22 protein-coding genes are annotated in these 25,307 nt (G+C 38.7%); 6 read left to right on the plus strand and 16 right to left on the minus strand.

Features of this window, described 5'->3' with window-relative positions; genetic code table 11:
* Nucleotides 1-38: 38 nt before the first annotated feature.
* From SLH46_RS11955 to SLH46_RS11995, 9 genes are all read right to left on the minus strand, one after another.
* A complete protein-coding gene (locus SLH46_RS11955; RefSeq protein WP_320281421.1) occupies nt 39-1,547 on the minus strand; it encodes a tetratricopeptide repeat protein in 1,509 nt (502 codons plus the stop codon).
* Nucleotides 1,537-2,124, minus strand: coding sequence for an RNA polymerase sigma factor (locus tag SLH46_RS11960; RefSeq protein ID WP_320281422.1), 588 nt, complete (start codon nt 2,122-2,124; stop codon nt 1,537-1,539). Before SLH46_RS11960 ends, SLH46_RS11955 begins: the two co-directional genes overlap by 11 nt.
* Before the next feature lie 364 nt (nt 2,125-2,488).
* Complete coding sequence (locus SLH46_RS11965; RefSeq protein WP_320281423.1) at nt 2,489-3,226, minus strand: hypothetical protein; 738 nt, start codon at nt 3,224-3,226, stop codon at nt 2,489-2,491.
* A 330-nt stretch (nt 3,227-3,556) separates the two neighbouring features.
* Nucleotides 3,557-3,757, minus strand: coding sequence for a hypothetical protein (locus SLH46_RS11970; protein WP_320281424.1), 201 nt, complete (start codon nt 3,755-3,757; stop codon nt 3,557-3,559).
* A 15-nt stretch (nt 3,758-3,772) separates the two neighbouring features.
* Nucleotides 3,773-4,420 carry a redox-sensing transcriptional repressor Rex gene (locus SLH46_RS11975; protein WP_320281425.1) on the minus strand — a complete coding sequence of 216 codons (648 nt, stop codon included), beginning with the start codon at nt 4,418-4,420 and terminating at the stop codon, nt 3,773-3,775.
* A 255-nt stretch (nt 4,421-4,675) separates the two neighbouring features.
* On the minus strand, nt 4,676-5,680 hold the full coding sequence (locus SLH46_RS11980; RefSeq protein ID WP_320281426.1) for a Gfo/Idh/MocA family protein: 1,005 nt from the start codon (nt 5,678-5,680) through the stop codon (nt 4,676-4,678).
* 67 nt (nt 5,681-5,747) lie between these two features.
* Nucleotides 5,748-6,974 carry a class 1 isoprenoid biosynthesis enzyme gene (locus SLH46_RS11985; protein WP_320281427.1) on the minus strand — a complete coding sequence of 409 codons (1,227 nt, stop codon included), beginning with the start codon at nt 6,972-6,974 and terminating at the stop codon, nt 5,748-5,750.
* A gap of 161 nt (nt 6,975-7,135) precedes the next feature.
* Complete coding sequence (locus tag SLH46_RS11990; RefSeq protein WP_320281428.1) at nt 7,136-7,846, minus strand: YebC/PmpR family DNA-binding transcriptional regulator; 711 nt, start codon at nt 7,844-7,846, stop codon at nt 7,136-7,138.
* 281 nt (nt 7,847-8,127) lie between these two features.
* On the minus strand, nt 8,128-9,561 hold the full coding sequence (locus SLH46_RS11995; protein ID WP_320281429.1) for a RapZ C-terminal domain-containing protein: 1,434 nt from the start codon (nt 9,559-9,561) through the stop codon (nt 8,128-8,130).
* 82 nt (nt 9,562-9,643) lie between these two features.
* Here SLH46_RS11995 and SLH46_RS12000 point away from each other — a divergent pair, with 82 nt between their 5' ends.
* Complete coding sequence (locus SLH46_RS12000) at nt 9,644-10,333, plus strand: YdcF family protein (RefSeq protein ID WP_320281430.1); 690 nt, start codon at nt 9,644-9,646, stop codon at nt 10,331-10,333.
* 2 nt (nt 10,334-10,335) lie between these two features.
* Here the strand turns inward: SLH46_RS12000 and SLH46_RS12005 are convergent, their stop codons facing one another.
* Nucleotides 10,336-12,102: a M20/M25/M40 family metallo-hydrolase gene (locus SLH46_RS12005; RefSeq protein WP_320281431.1), complete on the minus strand. Its 1,767-nt coding sequence runs from the start codon at nt 12,100-12,102 to the stop codon at nt 10,336-10,338.
* Between the two features lie 165 nt (nt 12,103-12,267).
* Here SLH46_RS12005 and SLH46_RS12010 point away from each other — a divergent pair, with 165 nt between their 5' ends.
* Genes SLH46_RS12010 through SLH46_RS12025 form a run of 4 tightly spaced genes read left to right on the plus strand, consistent with a single transcriptional unit; the run spans nt 12,268 to nt 17,650 of the window.
* Nucleotides 12,268-14,355, plus strand: coding sequence for a hypothetical protein (locus tag SLH46_RS12010; RefSeq protein WP_320281432.1), 2,088 nt, complete (start codon nt 12,268-12,270; stop codon nt 14,353-14,355).
* A gap of 20 nt (nt 14,356-14,375) precedes the next feature.
* Nucleotides 14,376-15,419 carry a DUF6340 family protein gene (locus SLH46_RS12015; RefSeq protein WP_320281433.1) on the plus strand — a complete coding sequence of 348 codons (1,044 nt, stop codon included), beginning with the start codon at nt 14,376-14,378 and terminating at the stop codon, nt 15,417-15,419.
* A gap of 5 nt (nt 15,420-15,424) precedes the next feature.
* Nucleotides 15,425-16,447, plus strand: a complete 1,023-nt coding sequence (locus SLH46_RS12020; RefSeq protein WP_320281434.1) for a DUF6340 family protein — start codon at nt 15,425-15,427, stop codon at nt 16,445-16,447.
* Entirely contained in the window at nt 16,448-17,650 is a 1,203-nt protein-coding gene (locus SLH46_RS12025; protein ID WP_320281435.1) for a DUF6340 family protein, read from the plus strand.
* A gap of 142 nt (nt 17,651-17,792) precedes the next feature.
* On the opposite strand, the gene SLH46_RS12030 is transcribed toward SLH46_RS12025, so the two are convergent.
* The 6 genes from SLH46_RS12030 to SLH46_RS12055 all read right to left on the minus strand — a co-directional run bounded on the left by SLH46_RS12030 (nt 17,793) and on the right by SLH46_RS12055 (nt 23,693).
* On the minus strand, nt 17,793-18,629 hold the full coding sequence (locus tag SLH46_RS12030) for a CvfB family protein (RefSeq protein ID WP_320281436.1): 837 nt from the start codon (nt 18,627-18,629) through the stop codon (nt 17,793-17,795).
* A gap of 11 nt (nt 18,630-18,640) precedes the next feature.
* A complete protein-coding gene (gene recN, locus SLH46_RS12035; protein ID WP_320281437.1) occupies nt 18,641-20,296 on the minus strand; it encodes a DNA repair protein RecN in 1,656 nt (551 codons plus the stop codon).
* A 103-nt stretch (nt 20,297-20,399) separates the two neighbouring features.
* Nucleotides 20,400-21,311: a type IX secretion system protein PorD gene (gene porD / locus SLH46_RS12040; protein WP_320281438.1), complete on the minus strand. Its 912-nt coding sequence runs from the start codon at nt 21,309-21,311 to the stop codon at nt 20,400-20,402.
* A 5-nt stretch (nt 21,312-21,316) separates the two neighbouring features.
* Nucleotides 21,317-22,519 (minus strand): bifunctional phosphopantothenoylcysteine decarboxylase/phosphopantothenate--cysteine ligase CoaBC, encoded by a 1,203-nt coding sequence (gene coaBC, locus SLH46_RS12045; RefSeq protein WP_320281439.1) that lies wholly within the window; start codon nt 22,517-22,519, stop codon nt 21,317-21,319.
* 13 nt (nt 22,520-22,532) lie between these two features.
* Nucleotides 22,533-22,868 carry a DNA-directed RNA polymerase subunit omega gene (locus SLH46_RS12050; protein WP_320281440.1) on the minus strand — a complete coding sequence of 112 codons (336 nt, stop codon included), beginning with the start codon at nt 22,866-22,868 and terminating at the stop codon, nt 22,533-22,535.
* 3 nt (nt 22,869-22,871) lie between these two features.
* Entirely contained in the window at nt 22,872-23,693 is an 822-nt protein-coding gene (locus SLH46_RS12055) for an outer membrane protein assembly factor BamD (protein ID WP_320281441.1), read from the minus strand.
* A 261-nt stretch (nt 23,694-23,954) separates the two neighbouring features.
* On the opposite strand from SLH46_RS12055, the gene SLH46_RS12060 reads away from it, so the two are divergent.
* On the plus strand, nt 23,955-25,217 hold the full coding sequence (locus SLH46_RS12060; RefSeq protein ID WP_320281442.1) for an aminotransferase class I/II-fold pyridoxal phosphate-dependent enzyme: 1,263 nt from the start codon (nt 23,955-23,957) through the stop codon (nt 25,215-25,217).
* The last annotated feature ends 90 nt before the right edge of the window (nt 25,218-25,307 follow it).

The raw sequence follows: 25,307 nt of genomic DNA on the forward strand, positions 1-25,307 counted from the left end.
TATATGTTTTCGAATTAATCTATTGGACGATTCTTCGATTATTTAAAAGAGTACCTGAGCTTTCGCAAGACCGCTTTTGCGTCTTTTTCAAAGTGGCCTTTGCGATCGATTACTGCAAGTAATTCTTTTTTAGCTTCTGCTTTTTTATCCATTTTCAGGTAACACAATGCTTTGTACCATTCTGCTTCTTCAATGAACATGTTATTTCCATGATCGATAACTTCTGAATAAGCTGTTACTGCCTGTGGATATTTATTAATGTTCTGATAGCTTAACCCGGTATAAAACTGTGTGACAAATTTCTCATCCGGACTAACAGTTGCAACATTTAACAAGTTAATGGCTTCCTGGAATTCGTTCTTCTGGAAATGTATTTTTGCTTGTTGTATCAAATCAACCGTTTTTGTTACCGAACGTTCGGATGCCCATGAAGTTGATTCAAAGTATTTGTTATACGTGTTGTCAAGCGTATTGGTATTCATCTTCATTGCACCAAGCAATCCAACCAAAACAAGAACAACCGCTACACTGCTTCTCCAAAATTTTGTAGAGCCAATCTCGAAACGAGGCATAACTATCGACTTGACTTCTTTCTTTTCTGATTCTGATCGGGCATCCGTCAATTTCTGACGTAAAGCCATAATATCTAATTCAGCAACTGCACCATTAATATTCTCGCGCAGATTAACTTCAGCCATTAAATCGGTATTTTCTTTCAACTCAGCACTGAATTCTGCTAGTAATGCTTCGTCTTCCAGAACACCATCAATAAAGTCTTCAATTGTATGCTCACTCACATTCCATGAGGTCTCCGACTCCATTATATTTCTTAATTCACTTCTAAGGTCCATTACATCGGATTCTGCCACTGCAAACTCAACATCCTTATGCAGATTAACTTCTGACTGCAGATATTCGTTTTGAGCCACTTCATCTTCGAATTCGGCCAAAATATCGTCGCCCATCTCTCCTGTGAGGTAATTATCAATATCCTCGGCTGAGTATTGAGGTTCAACTGACTTGGCAACCTGCTGCAAGGTATCGCGCAGATTCAGAATATCTGTTTCAAGAATAGCCTCTTCCAGACCTTCGAGACCGGTCATGTCAAAACCGTTCAAATCATCTTCTTCCACAATGATTTGTTCAGAACCGTTTTGTTCCTTGTAATAGTGGTGAATATTTTCGTTGCTTGCACGTTCATGCTGATATACATGAACTTTTGGGAGTGATTCGAAACTTTCAATAAGTTCTTCGGGGCTTAACTCTGCGGTAAATTCTTCAAACTCGCTTAAGTCTTCCAACAACTCGAATGAGCCGTTAACTTTACCATTTTTTGTACTGTTGATCTGAATTTCTTCGAGTTTCCCTTTGAGATCGAGAACATCCATCTCCAGCACTGCTGACTGAATGTTTTTGTGAAGTTCTACTTCTTCTCGTAGCTCCTGGTTAAACTCTAATTCATTTTCAAATTCTTCTCTCTCTTGATTGTTTAATAAATCTAAACAGTAATCTTCAATGCGTCCAAATAATTCTGCTTTAGGTGTCATCTTCAAGTATCTTTTTAAATTCTGTATCTTGCTTAATGCGCTTTATCAACAGTTCTTTACATTTATACTTTCTTGTTTTAGCGTATTTTTCCGTTTTATAGCCCATAATTTTTGCAATTTCTCGCAACGGGACCTTTTCAAAAAACATCTGCAATAGCTTCTGACAATCTGTACTCAAGGTTTTAAAATGCTTCTGATACAATCCGTATTTTTCATTCTTGTCTACAATTTCAACCAGGTTGTCATCGTAAACGTCCTCCTGAAACGGTAATGAATCGTTCAGCTTTTCCTTTTCTATCCGACGCTTTTCAAGTTGTTTCAACCATAAAAACCGACAAACAGAAAATAAATAACCTTGAAAAGAACTCTTTTCGAAAATTAAATCGTTTTCTTTTAATTTCCTGTAAATTACGATAATAGCTTCCTGAAATATGTCACTGGCATCGTCCTCATTACCTTGGTTTTTCTTAATGAAATAATTTACTTTATAGTAGTACTGTTTATAGATGTACTGTAAAATTAAATTATCGTGCCTTAAGATTCCTTTCAGGATTTGCGCATCCGTATAATTTATCATCTTCTAATATATTATTCGATTATTGGTCAAAAGGTAACCCTTTATTTAAAATTATTCTATTCACATATTAACAATAGTCATTGTTTGGAAGACCTAATTGGGCTTATTAACAAGACTTTACATATCTTGATAAAGATAGAAATTTAATTAAAAAAAGAAGAAAACTTTTGGATTTATTGTTTGATTGAGGCTATAAAAACAAAAAGGACGGGTTCAACAACCCATCCTTTTCTCATTAAACTAACTAACCTAACTAAACCTAAACTTATGAAAATAAACGTATGACAAATATAAGGGCATATTGTAAAATCGACAAAGAAAAGATGTTAAATGGTGTTAAAGGTAATTACAATTAACATTTACTTTACTGTGCAACAAATGTATATTGAATCGTTCCTTTTTGTGGTTCAGGCGCTGAATTGTCGCTGTTAAAAACCGTACGACTAGCCGCTTCAGTAGCATACGCGAATATTTGTTTGTCTCGTATTGATTTGTTCTGCCGGGCAGTAGCCTCTACAACTTTACCTTGCCTGTTTACAACGATATCAACCACCACAGTACCACCTCCCTGCGTTAAATACACAGGAACCGGCAGACTAACGTGATAGCGATTTTCGAGGTAATAAACGATATTACTTTCTCCGGCATAAATAATATTCTTTATCGAATCGCGATCCATACCTTCCGTTGTTTCAACGGGCATTTTTATATCGCTTAAATCTGTTACTTCTTTTGCCAGGTTTTTGTTAACACTCGAAACAAGATTTTTAGCAGCTTCTACTTCTTTCAAATAGTCATCGTCAAAAAAATCATCGGTTGAAGTTGTAGTATTTTCTGTTGCCGATTGATTGGAAGCAATGTTTGTTCTTGTATTGGAAGTTTGCTCAGGAGGTGATTGCTGCTGATTTTCTTCCACCGGTTCCGGTTCATTTAACTCCGGCTCCAATAGTTCAGCAGGAAACTCAATGAGGATTTCCTCCTCTTTTACATTCCCTTTTATATCGACATCGGCTAATAAAAAAGCAGAAAACAAAAGGATATGGAATACCAACGTACCAATTACGCCATAAATATTTCTCCTGTATACCTCTCCTAGTTTCATTGGAGGCAAAAATATAAAATTAGCTGCGTTTTGGTTTCTAATTTTATGAAGAAAGCTTCGCTTATACTATTTATTTCGTTTAAAAACCTGGTCCTTTTGAAGTGGTTTCCATAAAGCTTTACCAATCAATTAATCAGAAACAAAACTAAAAGCTGAAAAGTTGGATTAATTTTTATTGGTGCAACTACACAAAAACGGAGTTGGCAAAAAGAAGGTGCATGTTCTGGGCTCAGAAAGTTACAACAAGTATTCGGGCATTAAATGTTACCTTGTTGAAAAGAAAATATCACCGACAAGTAACGAAACTAATAATCTTGAAAGCAACGAACGTTAAATTGTCTGCCAGCGCGTAGTCAGATTGTAGTTTTGTGCATATTCTTCTTTGTGCTTTTCATCCACCAAAATGTTGATTTCTTCCATGTTATTTTTCAGCTGTTCGCACGCATGATTAATGTCAGTTTTTTCGCTTTTAAAGAATTTTTTCTTTATTTGATTGAACGCACAGCTAAGAAATAAATTAATCTTTTTCATATCATTCTTTTTATGTTATTTTTTCGAGTCGTTTAAACGCTGCAATAAAACAGCTGCAAACGAACTCATCGATGTATTTTGTACGATTATATTTTCAGGTAAATCGAGTATCGATAAGGTAAAATTCCAGATTGCCTTAACACCACAATTCACCAAATCTTCTGCAACCTCCTGCGCAACGTTATTTGGTGTTGTTAAAATGGCAATTTCCACATCAAGCCGGTTCGACAAATGAAATAATTTATTGTATTCAAGAACCGGTGTATTACCAATATGCTTTCCAATCTTACTTTCATCAACATCAAATGCTGCGATTATCTTTATGCCTAAGGTTTGTTGTTCCTGGTACGCCATTAACGCCGTCCCCAAATTTCCTGCTCCAACAAGAAAAGCTTCGTTTAAGTGATTAAATCCCAGAAATTCTTCAAGAGAGTGGCACAATTCGTAAGTGTTGTACCCTACCCTGGGTTTACCTTTCACTCCAGTTACTGCCAAATCTTTGACAACTTGTGTAGGATCGCATTTTAGCTCTTTTCCAATAGTAGGTGCAGAAATGTTCATCACACCTTGTTCACGAACTTTTTCAAGAAAGAACAAATAACCTGGTAACCTACGTAAAGTTGGTTCCGGTACTTGCTTTTTATTTTTTCTTGTTACGTTCATTTTTGTAGTCGTCTTATTTCTATTCACCATAAAGCTAAACAATAATAACATTAGAGAATTATTTCTTTATTGCATTTTTACATTTTTTCACCGAAAGTTAACATACAAATCTCCCTGATTTTCAAATGCAAAGAGCAGGTTGCAATTTTATTTTTAATTGCAAAATACACAATACACAATTATTAAATGCATGAAAAGTGAGAATTACGATATACATAAATCGTCAATCACACCAAGCTCTAATTATTTCCGAAATTAAAAGAATAATTTTTTATCGTGATCCGGGAAGAAAATTCCGGCATCGATACGGATTCTGTCGAGCGTCTCTATCAGATTTAAACTCATTTCAAAAGTCATTTTCGGACTTTCCTTTAATCCGGCATCCAAACATTCCATAACGTGCATAGCTTCAAACTGATAGCCCGCCCCTTCTTTGGTCATATTTGGAATAATTTGTTGGTCTCCTCCTTCTTTCCAAATGGTAATATCGGTTGGTGTAAACCAGCGCGGATGCAGCACTACATACCCCTTTTCGCAACAATATTCGGTTTGAATGGGTGAATGAACAGCAAAACTTGAGGAAAGGCTTGCCATTTCTCCTCCATTGTATTTAAAGATGACATTGATACTTTCCTCACTTCCTGTTGGACTAAAATCGGCTGAAGTTTTAATCAGATCTGGTACTCCCAATGCCGATAACGCAGCAAATACAGGATAAATACCAATATCAAGAAGTGATCCGCCTCCAAGTTTTACATTGTAGAGGCGTTTATCTTCGTTAAATTCGGCGTTAAAAGCAAAATCAGAGCGTACCATTTTAAGTTTACCCAATTCTCCGGAATTAACAATTTCCAGTGCTTTATTGAAGCTTGGTTGAAACATAGTCCAAAAGGCTTCCATCAGAAAGGTGTTGTTTTCTTTTGCGCATGAAATCATTTGTTTGACTTCGCCGGCATTCATGGCAAAGGCTTTTTCGCATAGCACTGCCTTCTTATTTTTCAGACACAACATTGTATGTTCATAATGATGCGAGTGCGGAGTGGCTATATAAACCACATCTACATTCGGGTCTTCGGCCATTTCTGTATAATTCCCGTATGCTTTTTCAAATCCTAATTCATTCGCAAAATCCTGTGCACGGCTTAAATCCCGTGAAGCGGCAGCATATAATTTTGCGTTTGGCAATAATTTGAGATCGTTTACAAACTTTTTGGCAATTTTACCACATCCCAAAACTGCCCAATTGTATATTTTATTCATGCTGATCGTTTTTTGTTTGAAGGGTAAATGTACAAACTATATATACATCAAAAAATAGCAGGATTGATTACACTGCCAGCTTAAATTCAGACGAATCAAAATATTTTTGCAATAACGCAAAACGTTGCGATTTTCCTTGTGCCCTCTTTTTTCGAAGATATGAATAGTGCAAAGGCGAAAATTGCTCAATTTGCTTTAAATATGATTTATCGTACCACGAATGATTAAGGCCGACTGATTCAATAATCATCGTTTCAATGCTTCTGTTCATTAGCCCGATAAATGCATCTGTTTGTGTTCCTTCAAAGCAGCTCATTTCTTCTAAAACTTCGCGTCCGAAATGGATTGTTTTATTTACAAATTTTCCCAAATCTTTTTCTTCCAAACACGAAAACATGGTTTTGGTAAAAGCCAGCGAATCCTCTTTTACATCCTGAATATCGTCGAGCAATTGCAAATAAATACCGTACCCAAAAAGAGCACGCTCCTGCTCCATCGTCAACTTACCTGCCACCAGGTAGCCGTCGGCTAAAACCGATGCTCCTCCTTTCTCGAAACAAATCGTAGAAATCTCATCATCCGACAAACCATTTTGAGGCGATAGTTTCAAACTGTTGGTTTGGCCTCGCTGAATGGCATATAAACTCTCGTAAACGTTCTGGAACTCATTTCTTGGAAACTCTTCCTCAAACATCGAAATCAGTTTATACAATTGCTCCTCAGTAAAATTTTGTGGTTTAATTGAATTACCACGAAGCCGCAAATCAAACCGCTCCGAGAATTCAACTTTTTGTTTGCTACTAATATCCGGGTCGTCGAGCAGGTTGTCACTATATGGATAAATCATGGAGTAAGCAAATACCGACGGGGTGATTTTCACAGGTTTGTGCGCCATTAGCTGAAGCCCGTTCATAATCCAAACATTACGCATTCCCTGGTAAATGTCTTCAGCGCTTAACTCCGGTGCAAAAGCTCTTGCCTGATAAAAAAAGTCTTTCGATACATCTTTAAATTCATCGGAAAGAATAATCTCCAGATGGGCTGAGTCAAAATCAAAAACAGTTTTCAGAAATGAATGGAACATTGGGAAAAAAGATTTTGCAGGATCTTTGCGCATCTGTTGTGCTTTACGCACATTTTGCAATTCTTTCAACTTATTCTGGAAACTGTCGAAATTGCTTTCGTGTTTCAACTTTTCTTCTCTGGAATAGGCTTTGTTAAAACGGGGCAAAGCTTCGGAACTGTTATTCCAGATTTCCTTAAAATAATCGATGTATTCCTGAACAGGTAGCATAAATTTAGTTTTTCCCGAAAATAGGAGATAATAGGGAGAAACCGTAAATTTATTAGATAACCGAATGGATTTTGGGGATTAAAAGCGATTTTGAAGCTGTAAAAAAGATCATTCCATTTGTTTCAGATTAATAAAACAAATGGAATGATCTTTACTATTTCTTATGCAATATTGGTGTAAACGGCCTGAACGTCTTCGTCCTCTTCCATTTTATCCAACATTTTTTCAATATCTTCTAATTGCTCTTCTGTAAATTCTACAGGAGTAGTTGGAAAGCGTTTCAAATCTGCCTTACTCACTTCGATATTCAACTCTTCAAACTTGTGAGCCATATCGCTGAAGCTGGTGTATTCGCCATAAGCATAATAAGTACCTTCATTTTCTTCGATCTCATCCAGACCTGAATCGATCAGTTCCAGTTCAATCTCTTCCAACTCCATTCCTTCAGGCATTTGGAACTCGAACACTGCTTTGCGCGAAAACATAAATTCCAATGAGCCATTTGGAACCTGACCACCACCTGCTTTATTAAAGTAACTTTTTACGTTAGCAACCGTTCTTGTGGTGTTATCAGTTGCCGCTTCTACAAATACCAAAACGCCATGAGGTCCTTTCCCTTCGTAGGTTGTTTCGATAAAAGATGCTGCATCCTTACCAGAAGCACGTTTAATAGCCGCATCAATGTTTGCCTTTGGCATATTTTGCGCCTTGGCATTCATTATGGCAGTACGTAATGCAGGATTTAAATCCGCTTCAGGGCCACCTTCTTTAGCTGCAATTGTAATCTTTTTCGACAGTTTTGGAAAAACTCTCGACATTTTATCCCAGCGTTTTTCTTTCGCTGCCCTCCGGTATTCAAATGCTCTTCCCATGAAATAAGTCTGTTTTGAAATTTGGTGCGAAAATAAAGACTGAAAACTTAATAACCAAAAGCAGTCATACAGTTTTTAACCTGAAATTGATTTATGTCGTAATTTTCGTTGATAATTTTGACTTTCACCAAATTATAACAGCGAGCTGTTATCAATTTTAGTCGCTAGCTTTTTGGGTTTACAAACCTTTTCTTCTTTTTTTACTTTGGCGCCACACTTTTTGCAGCTATACTTTGGTTCTTCCTGATCTTGAAAGTCCTTCTTTTTACATGCTTTTTTACTCATCTCCAATTTTCCTGTTCCCGATGTACCACAACAACATTTACAGGGTAATTGTTTTGCAAATATTCACTAATTTTTTCAGCAGAATATACCGATCTGTGTTGTCCGCCGGTACAACCAAAACCGAGGGATAAATGAGTAAATCCACGCTCGAGATACACTTTTACAGACTGATCGACAAACACTTTCACGGCATCAACAAAAAGTCCGATCTCCGACTTTTGTTCCAAAAACTCCTGAACGGCCAAATCTTTTCCGCTCAATTTTTTATACTCTTCGTAGCGTCCCGGATTATTAATTGCCCTGCAATCGAAAACATGGCCGCCGCCATTTCCCGAAGGATCTTCAGGATAACCTTTCTTAAACGAGAAACTTGTAATACGAACTGTGAGATTTGATTTCTCGCGACCAATTTCTTTTAATACCTCAGAATGCGTTAGTTGATTCAGAACACTTTTCAACTCGGGCAAATCAACGGGTAAATTCAGATCGGCCAGTAATACTTCCAGGTTTTTTAGTGCGTAAGGAATACTTTTCAGGAAATGTTCCTTCTTCTCGTAAAAGCCCCTAAATCCGTAGGCTCCCATCGCCTGCATAATACGAATCAGCACGAAACCTTTAAAATATGCTGAAAATTTCTCTTCATCAACTTTCATGTATTTCTTCAGCTCCGAGATATAATAATCGTATAACTGGGTGCGAATACTTTCAGGAATATCAGCTTTTCCATCGTAAAGCAACGAAGCCAGATCGTATTGAAGTGCTCCTAAACGCCCACCCTGATAATCGATAAAATGTACCTCGTCATCTTTCAACATTACGTTGCGCGACTGAAAATCGCGATACAGGAAATAGTTGGAGCTGGCACTCAAAAGGTAGTTACTGAATAACTGAAAATCGTCTTCAAGCGCCTGCTCATCGAAATGTATTTTTGCCAGTTTCAGAAAGTAGTATTTAAAGTAATTTAAATCCCACATCATCGATTGTTTGTCGAAAGCCTCACGGGGATAACAAACCGAATAATCAATTTCTTTGCCGGCAATAATTTGGATTTTCGGCAACGCCTGCAAAACCTTTTTATAAACCGAAACAATGTTTTCCGAAAAACCTTCCTCTTCGCGTGTTTTTGTCAGAAACTCGAAAAGTGTGGTGTTTCCCAAATCTTCAAGCAGATACTTTTTTAAATCGGAACTAACCGAATAAACTTTGGGTACCTTAATTCCCTTGTTGTAAAAATGATTGCTGAACGATAAAAACGCTGTATTTTCTTTCACATCGGTGTTAAACGCACCAATTACAGTTCTGTTCTCGCTTCCTAAACGACAATATTCGCGATACGAACCCGATGGAGGAAGTAGCTCAAAACGTTCAACTTTTTCATTAAAATGACTCTCAAAGAGTTGGATTATTTCGTTTTTTTCTGAAGTATTCAATGATCTGTTTTTTAAATTAAACTTACATTTATGGTTCTAAACGCTGACTATGTTTAAAACAAAAATCAAAAGTATTTATTTTTTGAGATTACTAAGAAATTTCTTCACACTGATTGGAATTTTCTTTTTCATCTGCCTTGTTTTTTCATTCACTGAGCAGCCGTATTGGGGCTATCACTGGCTGGGAACAAGCAAATCGGAATTAAAATGGGAACCTAAGCATATAATATTATTGGGCGGTGGTGGAATGCCCAGCCAAAGTAACCTGATGCGAAGCTGGTACACCGAAAAAGCTGCTAAGTCGTTTCCTCAGGCAAAAGTAATTGTGGCTATGCCCGGTTTAATTTCGGATAGTTTAAGCACTCCGCAACGTATGAAAGCAGAGTTGGTTTTGAGAGGAATTTCAGCCGAAAGCATAAGTTTTGAATCGAAGGGCACCAACACACGATCGCAAGCATTGGAATGCCAGGGTTTAATAAAAATGCAGGACCCGATTTTATTGGTTACCTCTCCGGAACATATGCGACGTGCGGTTTTGTGTTTTAAAAAAGCCGGTTTCGAAAAAGTAAATGCCCTGCCCGCTTTTGAAAATGCGGCTGAAGCCGATTTTTCATTTACCGATGACGAACTTGGTGGAAATAAAACACTGGTGCCGGATGTTGGCAACAACATAAACATGCGTTACCAGGTGTGGAACCACCTGAAATATGAAATTCTTATTGCGCGCGAAATGTTTGCCCTCAGCTACTACAAACTGAGGGGCTGGATTTAAACTTACAATTGTACGATTAAAACCACTTTTTTATCATCGCGCAACACATCAACTGAAATGGTCTGGCCTGCTTCCATATTGTTCAGGCGTTCCATATATTCATAAATATTACCAACTTTTTTCCCGTCGATAGCAATAATAATATCGCCGTTTTTCATTCCGCCTTTGTAGGCCGGTTTGTCTTTCGAAACGGCGTCAACACGCATACCACGTTTTTCAACACCCGCAAAATCGGGCATCACACCCAAAGTAACTTTAAAACGTCCTCCCCTGCTGCGTTGAAATTTGCTTCCGGCTTCCTGGAAAGTTAGTTTCTCTGCACGATTTACTACATCGTCAACTAAAGCAGCAGAGTATTCCATCACCTTTTGGGCGCCTTCATAATTTATCAACTCGGCATCATCCTGCGGAGTATGATAATCGGGATGTGCACCTGTTGAAATAAAGAAAACCGGAATGTTTTGTAAGTAAAACGATGCATGATCCGATGGTCCAATTCCTTCGCCTGACAGTGCGAGCTCGAATCCGGGATTTAAGTCATTCAGCAATTGCTCAGTTTCTTTTGAAGTTTGTGTTCCGCCAATGCTTAATGTTTTGCTCTCATCATCTAAACGACCTACCATATCGAAATTGAACATGCCCACCATTTTATCGGTTTCAACCGGTGGTTTTGCCGTAAATTCTTTCGATCCGATCAATCCCATTTCTTCGGCTGCAAAAGCAACAAACAACACACTTCTTTTATTCATCTTTTCTCCGGCCAACTTCTCTGCCAGCTGAATTACAGCTGAAACACCCGAAGCATTATCATCAGCTCCGTTATGAATGGCGATTGTATCAATCGCCCGTGATCCTGAGCCCGGGCCACCCATCCCCAAATGGTCAAAATGAGCTCCCAAAACAACGTATTCATCTTTTAAGTTCTCGTCGGTACCCGGCAATAAAGCTGCAACATTTCGAGTGGAGGTTTCTTTAAGACCAATATTTACTTTTGCTTTTACCGTAGTGGCGAGTTCAATATTTAATCCGCTATTTTGTTCAAGCATCTCTGTCTCCAAGCCTGAAATCGTTTTTCCTTCCGATTCCAGTAATTTATTCGCAACCGCACGTGTTACCTGAATAACAGGAATAGTAAATCGGCTGCTATTCTTATCAAAGAACAAAGGTGACAGTTCATCCTCTTCGCTAAATTTTGGCCCTGCAACAAATATTATCCCCGCAGCATTTTTATCCGACGCGGTAAGTGCTTTCGCCCGCTCTGAAGAAAACTCCAGATACGGACTGTTTGGATTGTCCAGGTCAGGATCGCCCTGTAACACCAAAATCCATTTTCCGCTAACGTCAACGTTTTCAAAATCATCCCATTGCAGTGAATCGCGATCTACATCAAGACCATAACCGGCCAAAACAACTCCGGCTTCAACTTCAGTATTTGCAGAAAACGCATAAGGAAGAAAATCTGTTTCAACGGCATAGGAAGTGTTTTCAACAAACAATTCATTTCCCGGTTTTACTTCCGCAGAAGTAACCAGGTTAAATTCCTGAAATCCGTTATCGTACAATAATTGCAAACCTGCTGCTTCGAATTTTGCAGCAATAAATTGTGCCGCCAGCAAATCGCCTTCATCTCCTGATTTCCGTCCTTTTAATGAATCAGAAGCCAGGTAATTTATGTTCTCTTTTATATCATCAAGAGTAATCTCTTTATCGAATTTGACACCACAGGATGTCAGTAAAATCACGAGCGCAGCAAATACGAAATTTTTCATTGTAGCAGAATTTGTTTTATGTTTCGAAAACATCGAGGAATATTTTTGGTTTTATGTTTTATACCGTCGTCTAAAGAATCGACAAATACAAAGCAATAATAACCATAAAACGCGATATAAAAAAAGTAGATGTGTATATTTACCACTTCGTAAAAAACAAACATTTTGATCTCATTCGGAATTAAATACTGGTTCGTTCTGCTGATTGCCATCGTTTTGGTTGCGGTTGGAATTTCATTATTACTTTACTATAAAAACAAGGCAAACAAAGAGCTCTCTAAAATGCAGCGCAACCTGCTTTTTTCGTTGCGTTTTTTGTCTTTTTTCCTTATTGCATTTTTATTGTTGTCCCCCTTTATCCGGAGCCTGAAAAAGATTATTCAAAATCCGGTGATCATTACTGCCTGGGACAATTCGGGATCGGTGATCGCCTATTCCGATTCACTTCAACTCGCGAATTACCTTTCTGAAAAAAAAGCTTCTCTGGAACAGGAACTCGGTGCTGAATTTGATATGGTCAATTACACGTTTGGTGAGCAAGCCGAAACAAATGAAACCATGTTGTTTACGGATAAAGGGTCGAACTACAGCGATTTAATTAGCACCATTGCCAATAATCATTTTAACCAGAATATTGGTGCCTTGGTACTTGCCGGCGACGGAATTTACAACCAGGGAAAAAACCCGTTGAATATGCTCGACCAGGTTAATTTCCCGATTTACACCATTGGTTTTGGTGACACAACCGTTGTTGCCGATGCACGAGTACAAAGTATTCGCGTTAACCGTACTGCATTTTCAGGAAATAAATTCCCGGTTGAGGTGGACCTACTGTTTTCGAAACTAAAGAATACACCACTTAAGCTTAGTTTGCTGAACGCCGGAGAAGAATTACAAAGTGTAATGATAACTCCGGCAAACGATAACTTTTTTGAAACTAAAGAGTTTATCCTCGAAGCAGGCTCGGCGGGATTAAAACATTATTCGGTACAAATACAAACGGCAACAAACGAGCGAAACACCAAAAACAACAGCGCCCGATTTGTGATAAATGTACTCGAGAACAAACAAAAAATACTGATAATCTCCAATGGCTCTCACCCCGATATTGGAGCCATAAAAAACACGCTCGATCAGCAGAAAACATATGATGTATCTATTTTCACTGACGAACCGTATCCAGCCGATCTGAGTGAATACAACCTTTTGGTGTTAAATCAACTACCAAGTTCAGGAAAATCGATGGCTGAAGTTCTTGAAAAGGCAAAGAACACACGGTTACCGATTCTGTTTATTATCGGAAATCAAACTTTTCTGCCACAGTTAAACACCATAAATCAGGGAGCACGCATTGAATCGCTTGCCGGTAGCGGAGAAGAAGCGCAGCCGGTTTTTAATGCAAACTATGCAACTTTTAATCTTTCGAAAGAGTTACTTGAGATAATTCCGCAACTTCCACCGATCCAAGTTCCATTTGCCAATTACGAATTAAATCCTGAATTTTCATCCTTGCTAACTCAGAAATTAAAAGGAATTTCAACGTCAAAACCACTGATTGCAACTGGTAAACTTGAAGGTCAGAAACGCGGATTTATTTTTGGAGAAGGTATTTGGCGCTGGCGACTATTCGATTATTACCAAAACCAAAGTCACGAGCATTTTAACGAACTGATCAATCAGCTCATCCAATACCTCGCTCTTCGCGAAAATGAGGATAATTTTATCGTAGAATTTAATCCTGTTTACACCGAAGTTGATGACGTGATTTTAACGGCCGAAGTGTACAACGACGCTTTTGAGCAGATCGGTTCAGAGGAAGTGAATATCAAAATAAAAAACGACAACGACGAAGAATACAATCTTACTTTCGATGTTCGCGATAAAAACTATTATCTGAATGCGGGCCATTTGCCGTTGGGCGATTATACGTTTGAGGCTGAAGTTACAATTGGCAACGAAACCTTTAACGAAACCGGTAGTTTTACTGTAGTTCCGGTAAACATCGAGAATGTAGTTACGCAGGCAAATCATACACTTTTATACCAACTCGCATCGGTAAGTGGTGGTAAGTTTTATTTGCCCAACCAAACCGAAGAACTGGTAAGCGAATTAAAACAAACCAATAAACTAAAAGCCACCTCCTATTTTCAGGAAATGGTTAATGAGATAATAAACCTTCGATGGATTTTCCTTGTTTTAGTGGTACTTTTAAGTACGGAATGGTTTTTGAGAAAGTACTGGGGAATTTATTAAATCAACGTCATTAGCTATCTATGAGCATTCGTAAACAAACAAATTTAATACTACTTGTTAGCATTGTTCTATTAGCGTATGCCTGTAGTCCAACAAAGCGCATTTTGGTTGAGTTTCCTCAGAAACCTGAAAACGAACTGTCCGAAGAAATACAAAGTCTACTCCTCGTAAACCGTGCGGTGGATAATTCTTACACTGATTTAACTACCGACTCGCTGCAACTTTTGTTTTATAAAAAGGATTTTCAATTAGATACAACCATAAACGACATTACTGCTGCCGACACAACACTTAAAGTACTTGGCGAATTACTTTTCGAGTCGGGCAGGTTTGATTATGTGATTCCTGAAGACCGGTTTTTACCGGCTTCAAAAAATGCATTCTTTGCCAACACTATGAACTGGCAGGACGTACGAAGACTTTGTTACCAGTACCAAACTGATGCTGTTTTGGCAGTCGACATGTTTCAAACCCATGTGGCTACCGATTTGGAAGACGGTTCAGTTTTCGATCCGATGCAAGGCGTTTTTATATCGGCTGTTGGCGCCCAAATGGTAGTTGTTTACGAAGCTTTATTCCGAATATACGATCCACAACAAGAGCAGATTTTGGCCAGAGAGGTATTTAAAGACACTTTGCTTTGGGAAAATATGGCATTTGATGTGAGAGATCTCTTTGCGGAATTCACGCCGGTAAAACAAGCCCTTACTGAAGCCGGAATTGCCCTGGCACTTGATTACTCGGAAAAAATAAGCACCAGTTGGGAAAGTGAATACAGAGTCATCTTCTCAAAAGGAAGTGCCGAACTAAAAGAAATAGCTCTATTAACTGATGAAACAGACTGGACTCCGGCAATTGAAGCATGGGAAGCCATTGCCAAAGGTGCGGGTTCTAAATCAGAAAAGAGCAAGGCCTTGTTTAATTTAGCTGTTGCCCACGAAATTCAGGGCGATTTAAACGGTGCGATAGAATATGCTCTCGACTCCTACAACATGGCTTTCCACCAGGTTACTTATCAGTACCTCGAGCTACTCGAGAAAAAGCGAAAAAAACAGAAAAACTAGAAACTATGAACCGACTTACCCTGATTACTATACTTTTTTTGGCCATTACTTCATGTACGGTTTATAAAGAATACCCGATTGAAATTTACCGCCCGGGCGAGATTGCTTACTCACCTGAAACCGAAAATGTGGCCATTGTATACCGGAATTTTAAATACAGTGGCGATACGCTGCAACACTATTACAAAGACGATTTCAGGCTTCGGAAAGCCAAACAAGATCCTGCTGAACTCGACAGTATTCTTGTAAATATCTGCATGAGCGAGCTGGCTAAAAACTTAAAAGAACAGGGAAGCTTTAGCGAAATCCGAATTTTCCCGGAACTTTTCGAGCCACACTCAGGAAACAAACTACCGCCATTAAATATGGAACTTGTTCAACAGGTGGCCACTTCAACACAAACCGACCTGGTTATTTCGCTTGAAACTTATTCTTCATTTTATTCAGAATACTCGTCAACTGCTGAAATGCCAACAAAATCGAACGAAGTGATTACGGCTGCAGTTTGGGCGGTTTACAATCCGGCTGAACAAAAACTGATTGAACGAAAAACGATGATCGATACCATTTTCTGGAACGGATACGATGCCGAAGGGAATTACCAGCGTAATTCAAAATTACCTCCACGCCTGACAGCGCTGAAAATTGCATCGCAAATGGTTGGAGAAAATTATTCCAAACGCTTTTTTGCATCGTGGCAAAATGTAAAACGGATGTACTCGGTACCGCCACTCCCCGACTTTGCAGCTGCCGACGAGTTTGTGCAAAAAGGCAAGTGGGACGATGCGATACTGTTGTGGAGACGTTATGCCGACGACAGCAATGGGAAAATGGCCATTAACGCCCGATATAACCTTGCGCTTGGATACGAAATGAAGGATGATTTTGAATCGGCCGAACGCTGGTTAAACTCGGCTCAGTTAATTGCAACTGATTACAAAAGCAAAGAAGATTTAAAAATGATTATACAGTACCAGCAACTGCTGAAAAAAAGGAAAAGAGATGTTGCACGACTAAACCAACAATAAATGAAACTACTCGCCTCTATTCTTCTGAGTATTATAACATTATTGCTTTTGAGCTCCTGTAACACCCTTTACAATACCAAAACTATTGATATTGAAATCTTTTCACCCTCTACCATAAACATATCGAAAGAGTATCGAAAACTTGCAGTACAGTACAACAATATAAATGTAGCGCCCAGTAATTACTTCAGCCAGTATAATAATTATGGGCAATTAACAGTAGACGAGTCAAACACCGATAGTATTGCCTCCCTGATCTATTATAAAACCATTATTTCGGAGTTAAAAAAACATGGGTATTTCGATTCGGTTATGGTTTTACCTGATCGGGATTACAGTAATTTAAAGGTTGTTGACACCATCGATTTTTCGGCATATTTAAATGAGGATTCAACTGAATTTGAAAAGATATCATCCGACCAGTTAAATGTACTCAACTCAAGCTTTTATTTTAAACGTTATACCTCGGCAAAACAGCCTAAAAAAGATTCGCTTTTCCTTCACCCAAGATTAGGTTTATACACATCGGAGCAGCTTCATACTATTTATGATTCAACCGCAGCCGACTTGCTTCTTTCATTGGATTTTTTTGGTTCTGCTGATTACAGAGAATATGTAGACCGAATGGAATTGGGGAAAACAGAAGTGGTTAACTGGGTGCAATGGAGCTTTTATGATTTAAAGAAGAATGCTTATTTACTGGCTACTACAAAAAACGACACCGTAAGCTGGGAGGCGTATTCGCCAACTTTCAAAGACGCAAAAAAACAACTTCCTTCTCACACCGATGCCCTTTATAATGCAGCTGAGATTTCGGCAGAAAAATTTGCAGCGAGTCTTGTTCCACATTGGTCAAATGTTCAGCGCATGTATTATTCATCGGGGCACATTGAATTAAAACAAACCGACGAATTGGTAGCAAACGGACAGTGGCTAGAAGCGGCTAAAATCTGGAAGGCCAACACAACAAATAAAAACAAAATGATTGCTGCCAAGTGTATGTTTAACCTGGCACTAGCATGCGAAATGCAGGATGACCTGGAAGCCGCTATGGAATGGGTTATTGAGTCGTTTTATGTATTTGAAAATAAAAACGAAATGCATGCCGCCAATTGTATGAATTACATCAGAATTCTTGGTTTACGCAAAAGCGATTTAAAACTTCTCGACAAACAGCTCGATTTGCAGAATTTGAATGAATAAAAAGTGGTATAAAAGAAAAGAGGGAAACCACCGTTTCCCTCCATATTTAACCAAAAATCACAACATGAAAATATTGTTGTTTTAAATTTAGAACTTTTTGTTACATAGTTCCAAATTCAAACCTATGTTATAAAAAAGCATTTTAGCTTTTTAACATTTTTATGCCATCCGACTCAAAAGAAATCAGTCGTTTTTTATACAATCCGCCAATTGCTTTTTTAAAATTCTTTTTGCTGATTCCAAACATCGCCTTAATCATTTCAGGCGACGACTTGTCTGAAACAGCCATAAAACCACCATTCGCTTCCAATTCTGATAAAATCTTTTCCGAGATAGCATCAACCTTTTCGTATCCAGGCTCTTCCAATAGTAAATCTATCTTTTCGTCCTCTCTGATTTTCGCAATATAACCGGTTGTTTTACTTCCTATTTCAAGCGGCCTGAACACTTGGTTTTTATACAAAATACCGGTATGCTCCTGATTGACGATCGTCTTATATCCCAAGTCTGTCTCTTCCAAAACAATCAGATCAACCTGTTGCCCTTTTGTGTATTCCGGCGGAGTATTATCCAGAAACTTATTCAGTTTGGCTGATGCAACAACGCGGTTTGTTAACAGATCGAGGTAAATGAATACCCAATAACGATTGCCTTCAACCATTTTACTCCGCTGTTCGCTGTATGGCACGAGCAAATCTTTTGTTAAACCCCAATCAAGAAAAGCTCCGAATTTTCCTGTAGCTTTTACCTGTAAATGTGCAAACTCGCCAACCGTTGCAAAAGGTTTTTCGGTGGTCGCAACCAACCGGTCTTCCGAGTCAGTGTATACAAAAACCTCAGCAGTTCCCCGCTCTTTTGTTCCTGCATCCACATATTTTTTGGGCATTAAAATCTCACCGTGCTCGCCACCATCGAGGTAAACGCCGTTATCAGTTTCCCGAATAACATCAAGCGTGTTGTAATTACCAATTTTTGTCATTACTTATTTTTTCAGATGCGCAAAAGTTCTTCTGCGGCTCTAATTGTAGTTTCTGTTAATTTATCGCCACCAACCATTTTTGCCAGCTCTTCAATTCGTTCCTCTTCATTTAAAGCTTTAATCGAAGTGAAAGTTTTACCGTTTTCTTCGAGCTTATAAACTCTGAAATGTGCGTCTCCTTTAGCAGCAATTTGTGGCAGGTGGGTAATATTTATTATTTGAGTATTTACCGAAAACGACTTGATGATAGTTCCCATTTTCAGGGCAATTTCACCCGACACGCCGGTATCAATTTCGTCGAATACAATAGTTGGTAAAGCCTTTGAATTACGTAGCAGGTTTTTAATGGCCAGCATCAGTCGCGACATTTCACCACCCGATGCAATTTTTGAAATTTCATCAGGAGCTGAGTCGTGGTTTGCACTAAACAGGAATGAAATTTCATCTTTTCCGTCTACCTGAAATTCGTCTGTATAATTATGAACGACATGCAGTTTTGCCTTTGTCATTCCTAATTGCTGCAAATCACTAATTACTGAATCCTCAATTTGTTTAAAAACCTTTTTTCGAGCCATGCTCAATTTTTGAGCCAACGCTTCCAGGTTTTCTCTTTGTTTCTCCAATTCAGCTTTTTTCGCTAATATCTCATCGTCGAATCCAACTGCCTCATTAATTTTCATGTCGAATTCGTCGCGCAGCTGAATCAGCTCTTTTACCGTTGCCACATGGTGTTTTTGCTGTAACGAATACAACAAGTTCAAACGGTCGTTCACCTCTTCTATCCTGCCCGGATTAAACTCCACACGCTCCGACAACTGGTCGAGTTCCTGATGAATATCGCTTAACTCGATAGCTGCACTCTCCAATCGCCCAACAAAACTTTCTGTTTCTTTTAAATAACCGGCAATTTTGCCCAAGGTGCGGTGACTGTCCTTTACATTTTGTAATACCGAGAATGTTTCATTATCCAGTAGTGAAGAAGTTTCAGTAAGCGCCATTTTAATATCTTCAGCATGTGTTAGCTGCTCCAACTCCGATTCCAGGTCTTCCTGCTCAGTTTCGTTTAATTGAGCTTCTTCCAATTGGGTAAACTGAAACTGAAAATAATCCAAATCGGCTTTTGACTTCTCAGCTTTCTCTTCCAAATCGATCAGCTCTTTCTGTGCTTTTTTGTACAGCGAAAATGACGATTTATATGCTGCAAGTAACTTTTCAGACCGAGCTACCGAATCAACCAAATGCAATTGAAATTTCTGGTTGCTCAATTCCAGATTCTGATGCTGCGAATGAATATCAATCAATTGTAATCCCATCGCCCGCAGTACTTTCAGATTCACGGGTGTATCGTTTATAAATGCTCTTGACTTTCCGGATGGCGTAATTTCGCGGCGTAAAATAGTTGAAGTATCATAGTCAAGATCATTCTCCTCAAAAAACCATTTTAGAGGATAATTACTCACCTCAAACTGGCCTTCAACAATACACTTGGTGTCTTTGTCTTTTAACACAGAGAGGTCGGCTCTGTTACCCATTATTAATCCCAAAGCGCCCAATATTATAGACTTTCCTGCTCCTGTCTCACCGGTCAAGGTGTTAAGGTTGGCATGAAAATTAACCTGTAATTTGCTAATAAGTGCGTAATTCGAAATGGATAATCTGGATAGCATAATTAAATAGCTCTTCTATAATTTTCTTTTCAGCTAAAATAGCCAAAATGAAAACACGTCGGTACTTTCTGTTGATATTGATGAAAACTTTTTGAGAGTAAGCTTAAAAGCCCTCGTTTTCGGCGATTTTTTCGTATTTGCTGCCGTTGGAAGGATCCACTTCGTTTAGAATGGCCACCACACGATTTCGCTCATCGGGAAACGATTTCGAGAAAACATTTACCAGTTCATCGGCTTTTGCATCAAAAAACATCTGAAGAATATAGGTTGACGGACGACGGCGAAATACTTTTTGAATATCGCGCAAAGACTCAGCAATATTTGCACGGCCTTCTTCAATCCGGTCCGACATCATATCCAATCCGTTGCGGTGATAGTTGTACATACAGGTGCGGAACGATGAATAGGATTTATTCATTACATTCTCAATCAGCCAGTAACGGTTTCTTTCACTTTCAAACGCTTTCCATCCACGTTCACGCGCATTTTGCGAATTATTCACAATCGCTTGTGCTTTCTGAAAGAATTCGGTTCCACCTTCTTCTGAAAACGTATCGTAATCGAAACCTAAAATTACATAGGCATAAAACGCCATAATATTTGTGAGGTTATCACGGTTACTTGTTTCGTTAAATTCCAGTGCCTGAAACTCTACATAATTACAGTGGAAATCGTTGTCTTTAATGTTCAGAACTGTTGAGGTGTAACTCGAATTAAAAATCGGACGGGTTAACTGCACCTGAATCGATCCTTTAAATTCGTCGGCCGAAATCTGTTCATCAAGCCGGATTAAAATATTGCAACGTATTTTTTCATCGTAACTGTACACATGATCGGTCCATTTTCGGTTGTTCATAAAATCATACAGATCAGACTGCATGGTTCTGAACAGGTTTTGGTTTGCCCCCTGAATACCTCGTGCTGAAACAGTTACATTACAACGAAGTTCCTGCGACACACCTTGTCCAACGAAAATTACCAGAAATAAAAGCGCGATTACTATTTGCTTTATCATATGTACTAATTGTTCAATTCTATAATTTTTGCAACAATATCTTTTGCCACATCAACCTTACTTTTTAACTCAAATTCGGTTGATTTATTGCCCTTTTCAAGGATAGTTATTTTATTGGTATCTACACCAAAACCGGCGCCCTCGTCCTGCAACGAATTTAGCACAATAAAATCCAGGTTCTTTTTCTGAAGTTTATTTTGTGCGTTCGTTATTTCATCGTTGGTTTCAAGCGCAAAACCCACCAACAACTGAGCCTCTGCTTTTAGCTTACCCAGTTCGGCTGCAATATCTTTTGTTGGCGTCAACTCAATTTCCCAGTTTTCTTTTCCGCGTTTGGTCTTCTGCTCTTCTTTTTTTGCGGGAGTAAAATCGGCAACAGCAGCGCACATAATTGCACCGTCGGACTCAGAAAAACAGTCAACAGATGCCGTGTACATCTCTTCAGCCGATTCAACTTTTACAACTTTAATTCCAGGTTTTGTAGTTGAAACCGAAACAGGTCCGGATACAAGAGTCACTTCTGCCCCCTGTTCAGCCAATTCTTCGGCAATTGCATAGCCCATTTTGCCTGAAGAGTAATTACCAATAAAACGTACTGGATCAATTTTTTCGAAAGTGGGACCGGCAGTTACGAGGTAGCTTTTATTCAGAAGTTTTTTTTTTACTTCCAACTGGTGGACAACCGCTTCAAGAATTTTCTCCGGTTCTTCCATCCTGCCTTTACCTTCCAAACCACTTGCCAGTTCTCCTTCACCGGGTTCAACAATAATATTTCCGTATTCTTTTATGATAGAAATATTACGTTGAGTTGAAGGATGTGCAAACATGTCGAGGTCCATTGCAGGAGCAACCATAACCGGACATTTTGCCGACAGGTAAGTTGTAATCAACATATTATCTGCAATTCCGTTGGCCATTTTCCCCAATGTAGACGCTGTTGCCGGTGCAATTACCATTACATCGGCCCACAAACCAAGGTCAACGTGGCTGTTCCAGCTACCATCGTTTGCACCAAAAAACTCGCTAATAACAGGTTTATTCGACAATGCTGATAAAGTTACGGGTGTGATAAATTCTTTTCCGGCCGGTGTTATTACCACCTGCACTTCGGCACCCTCCTTTATAAAAAGCCGAAGAAGCATTGCTGCCTTATAAGCTGCAATACTTCCTGTTATTCCGAGTATAATATTCTTTCCTTTCAGCCTCATAACAGGCATGAAATTAGATGCGTTTTTTGTTCTCGCGCGTTGGGTTGCGGTGATAAATTTCACCTTCTTTTAATTCTTCAAACGCAATAAGAGTTGGCTTTGGTAAACGCTCGTAGAATTTAGAGATTTCGATTTGTTCTCTGTTTTCAAAAATCTCTTCCAGATTATCTGTGTACGAAGCGAATTCCTGTAATTTCTGGTTAAGCTCTTCTTTTAACTCCGACGAGATCTGATTTGCCCTTTTGGCCAAAATCATTACGGTCTCGTAAATATTCCCTGTTTCGTGGGTTAAAACATCCAAGTCACGTGAAATAGTTGACGGAGCTGCTTTTGTCTTCTTGTAATCCATATCCTAATTAATGTTTAAATCTTCTTCTTCCTGGTAATTTAAAACTTCAGAGGCTCTTTCGTAAAATTTGTCTACCTCTTTTTTGTATTTACTCTCCGGATATTCATCAACAAATGAAAAATATTCGTCGAGAGCACTTGTGTATCGTTCGTCTTGTTTATCAGAAACACTGTTTGTTGCCAGCAAATATTTGGATTTTAGCAACATATATTTCAATTCTTCGCGGTATCTGCTATCCGGGTAAGCCTCCAGACTATTGCCGAGTGCAATTACCGCAGCTTTATATTGTTCAAAATCGTAGTACAATTTAGCACTTAAATACGACTTATATACTAATTTATCAACCAATTCGTCGATTAAACGATTTGCTTCTTCCACGCGGTCGTTGTATGGATAAAGGTTGATGTACAACTGCAGCGCATCAATCGCCTCTTGTGTAACCTGCTGATCGAGCCTTGGTTTTGGCGATATTAAATACGAACAGTATCCGATCATAAACTGCGACTCTTCAACATACTCGCTGGTTGGGAATTCTTTTACCAAAGATTTAAAATAATGACTGGCCATCAAATAATCTTTCTGACCGATCATACTCTTTGCATAATAATAGTAGATTTTGTCTGCACGAGATGTTCCGCGGTAAATATTTACCAATTCTCTGAACAATGTTGCAGAACGAACGTATTCGCCGTCCTCGTAATACTCAACTGCTTTTTTGTATTTGAAATCGTAATCTGTACTTTTTACGATCTTATTATAATCTCCGCAGGAGGTTGCAATAAACAAAATAGCTAGTAATCCAATTCCCAAAAATCTCATTTTCATAAACATGGCGCAAAAATATACTTTTTTTAATTAACTGAAACGAATTATTCCTCAAATTTTAAGTAAATCGAACTATATAATCTACAACGTATTTCTCTCATTGATAGAACCATAGCCTATTTACCAACATTTTCGGCTCGTGAAAGTAAAGCTAATTTTAATTGTTAAGCAGAAATGTTAGTATTATTTAACACATTTGCTTAGATTTTAAAAAAGATTACATTTGCCCCCTTGTTAATAAGAAACTTAAATTGAATCAACGTGGATATTTTTTCAAAATTCAGGAACAACAAAGGAGATATTGGCAAGTGGATGGATCAAATTCACGGGTATTTTGCTTTCCCAAAACTGGAGGGTGAAATCGCTGCCAGAATGAACTTTCGTGGTAAAGAAGTATTAACATGGAGTTTGAACAACTACCTGGGATTGGCTAACCACCCGGAAGTAAGAAAAGCTGATGCCGAGGCTGCAGCTCAATACGGAATGGCATACCCAATGGGAGCACGTATGATGTCAGGTCAAACGGTAAAACACGAGCAGTTGGAGCGCGAATTGGCAGCTTTTGTGAGCAAGCCAGATGCATTCTTATTAAACTACGGTTACCAGGGAATGGTTTCTGCAATTGAAGTGCTTGCAGGCCGTAACGATGTTATCGTTTACGATTCTGAATCACACGCTTGTATTATGGACGGTGTTTTCCTTCATAAAGCAAAAGGTGGAAAAAGTTTTGTGTACCAGCATAACGACATCGACAAATGTCGCAAAATGTTAGGCTTCGCTACAAAACGCGCTGCCGAAACAGGCGGTGGTATTTTGTTAATTACTGAAGGTGTTTTCGGTATGACAGGTCAGGTTGGAAAACTTGATGAAATTGTTGCACTGAAAAAAGAATTTAATTTCCGTTTGTTTGTTGACGATGCACACGGTTTTGGAACAATGGGTCCAACAGGTGCAGGATCGGGCGAACATTTTGGTGTACAAGATGGAATCGACCTTTATTTCGGAACATTTGCAAAAGCAATGGCCGGAATTGGTGGTTTTATTGCTTGCGAAACCGACATTTGCTACATCTTACGTTACAACATGCGTTCGCAAACTTTCGCAAAATCGTTGCCAATGCCTATGACAATTGGAGCATTGAAACGTTTGGATATGATTCGTACAATGCCGGAATTGCGTGAGAAACTTTGGACTGTGGTTAACGCTCTGCAAAGTGGTTTAAATGAAGCCGGTTTCGATTTAGGAAAAACCAATACACAGGTTACTCCGGTTTACATGAAAGGTGGCGAAGAAGAAGCAACACAAATGATTTACGACCTTCGTGAGAATTACGGAATTTTCTGCTCAATGGTAGTTTACCCGGTAATTCCAAAAGGCGAAATCCTTCTGCGTTTAATACCAACTGCAATGCATACTTTAGAGGATGTTGAAATTACACTGGAAGCCTTTAAAGAAACACGCAAAAAACTGGTAGCCGGCGAATACCGTACCGGTGAAATTGCAAAAGTTGATGTGGATATGTAATCCAAATAATCAGATATAAAACAGAAAGGCTGTATCAATCGCGATACAGCCTTTTTTATTGCTTAAATTTTGTCTCCTGTAAATTCTTAG

It is taken from the genome of Draconibacterium sp. IB214405 (genome assembly GCF_033963885.1).
Lineage (GTDB): Bacteria > Bacteroidota > Bacteroidia > Bacteroidales > Prolixibacteraceae > Draconibacterium.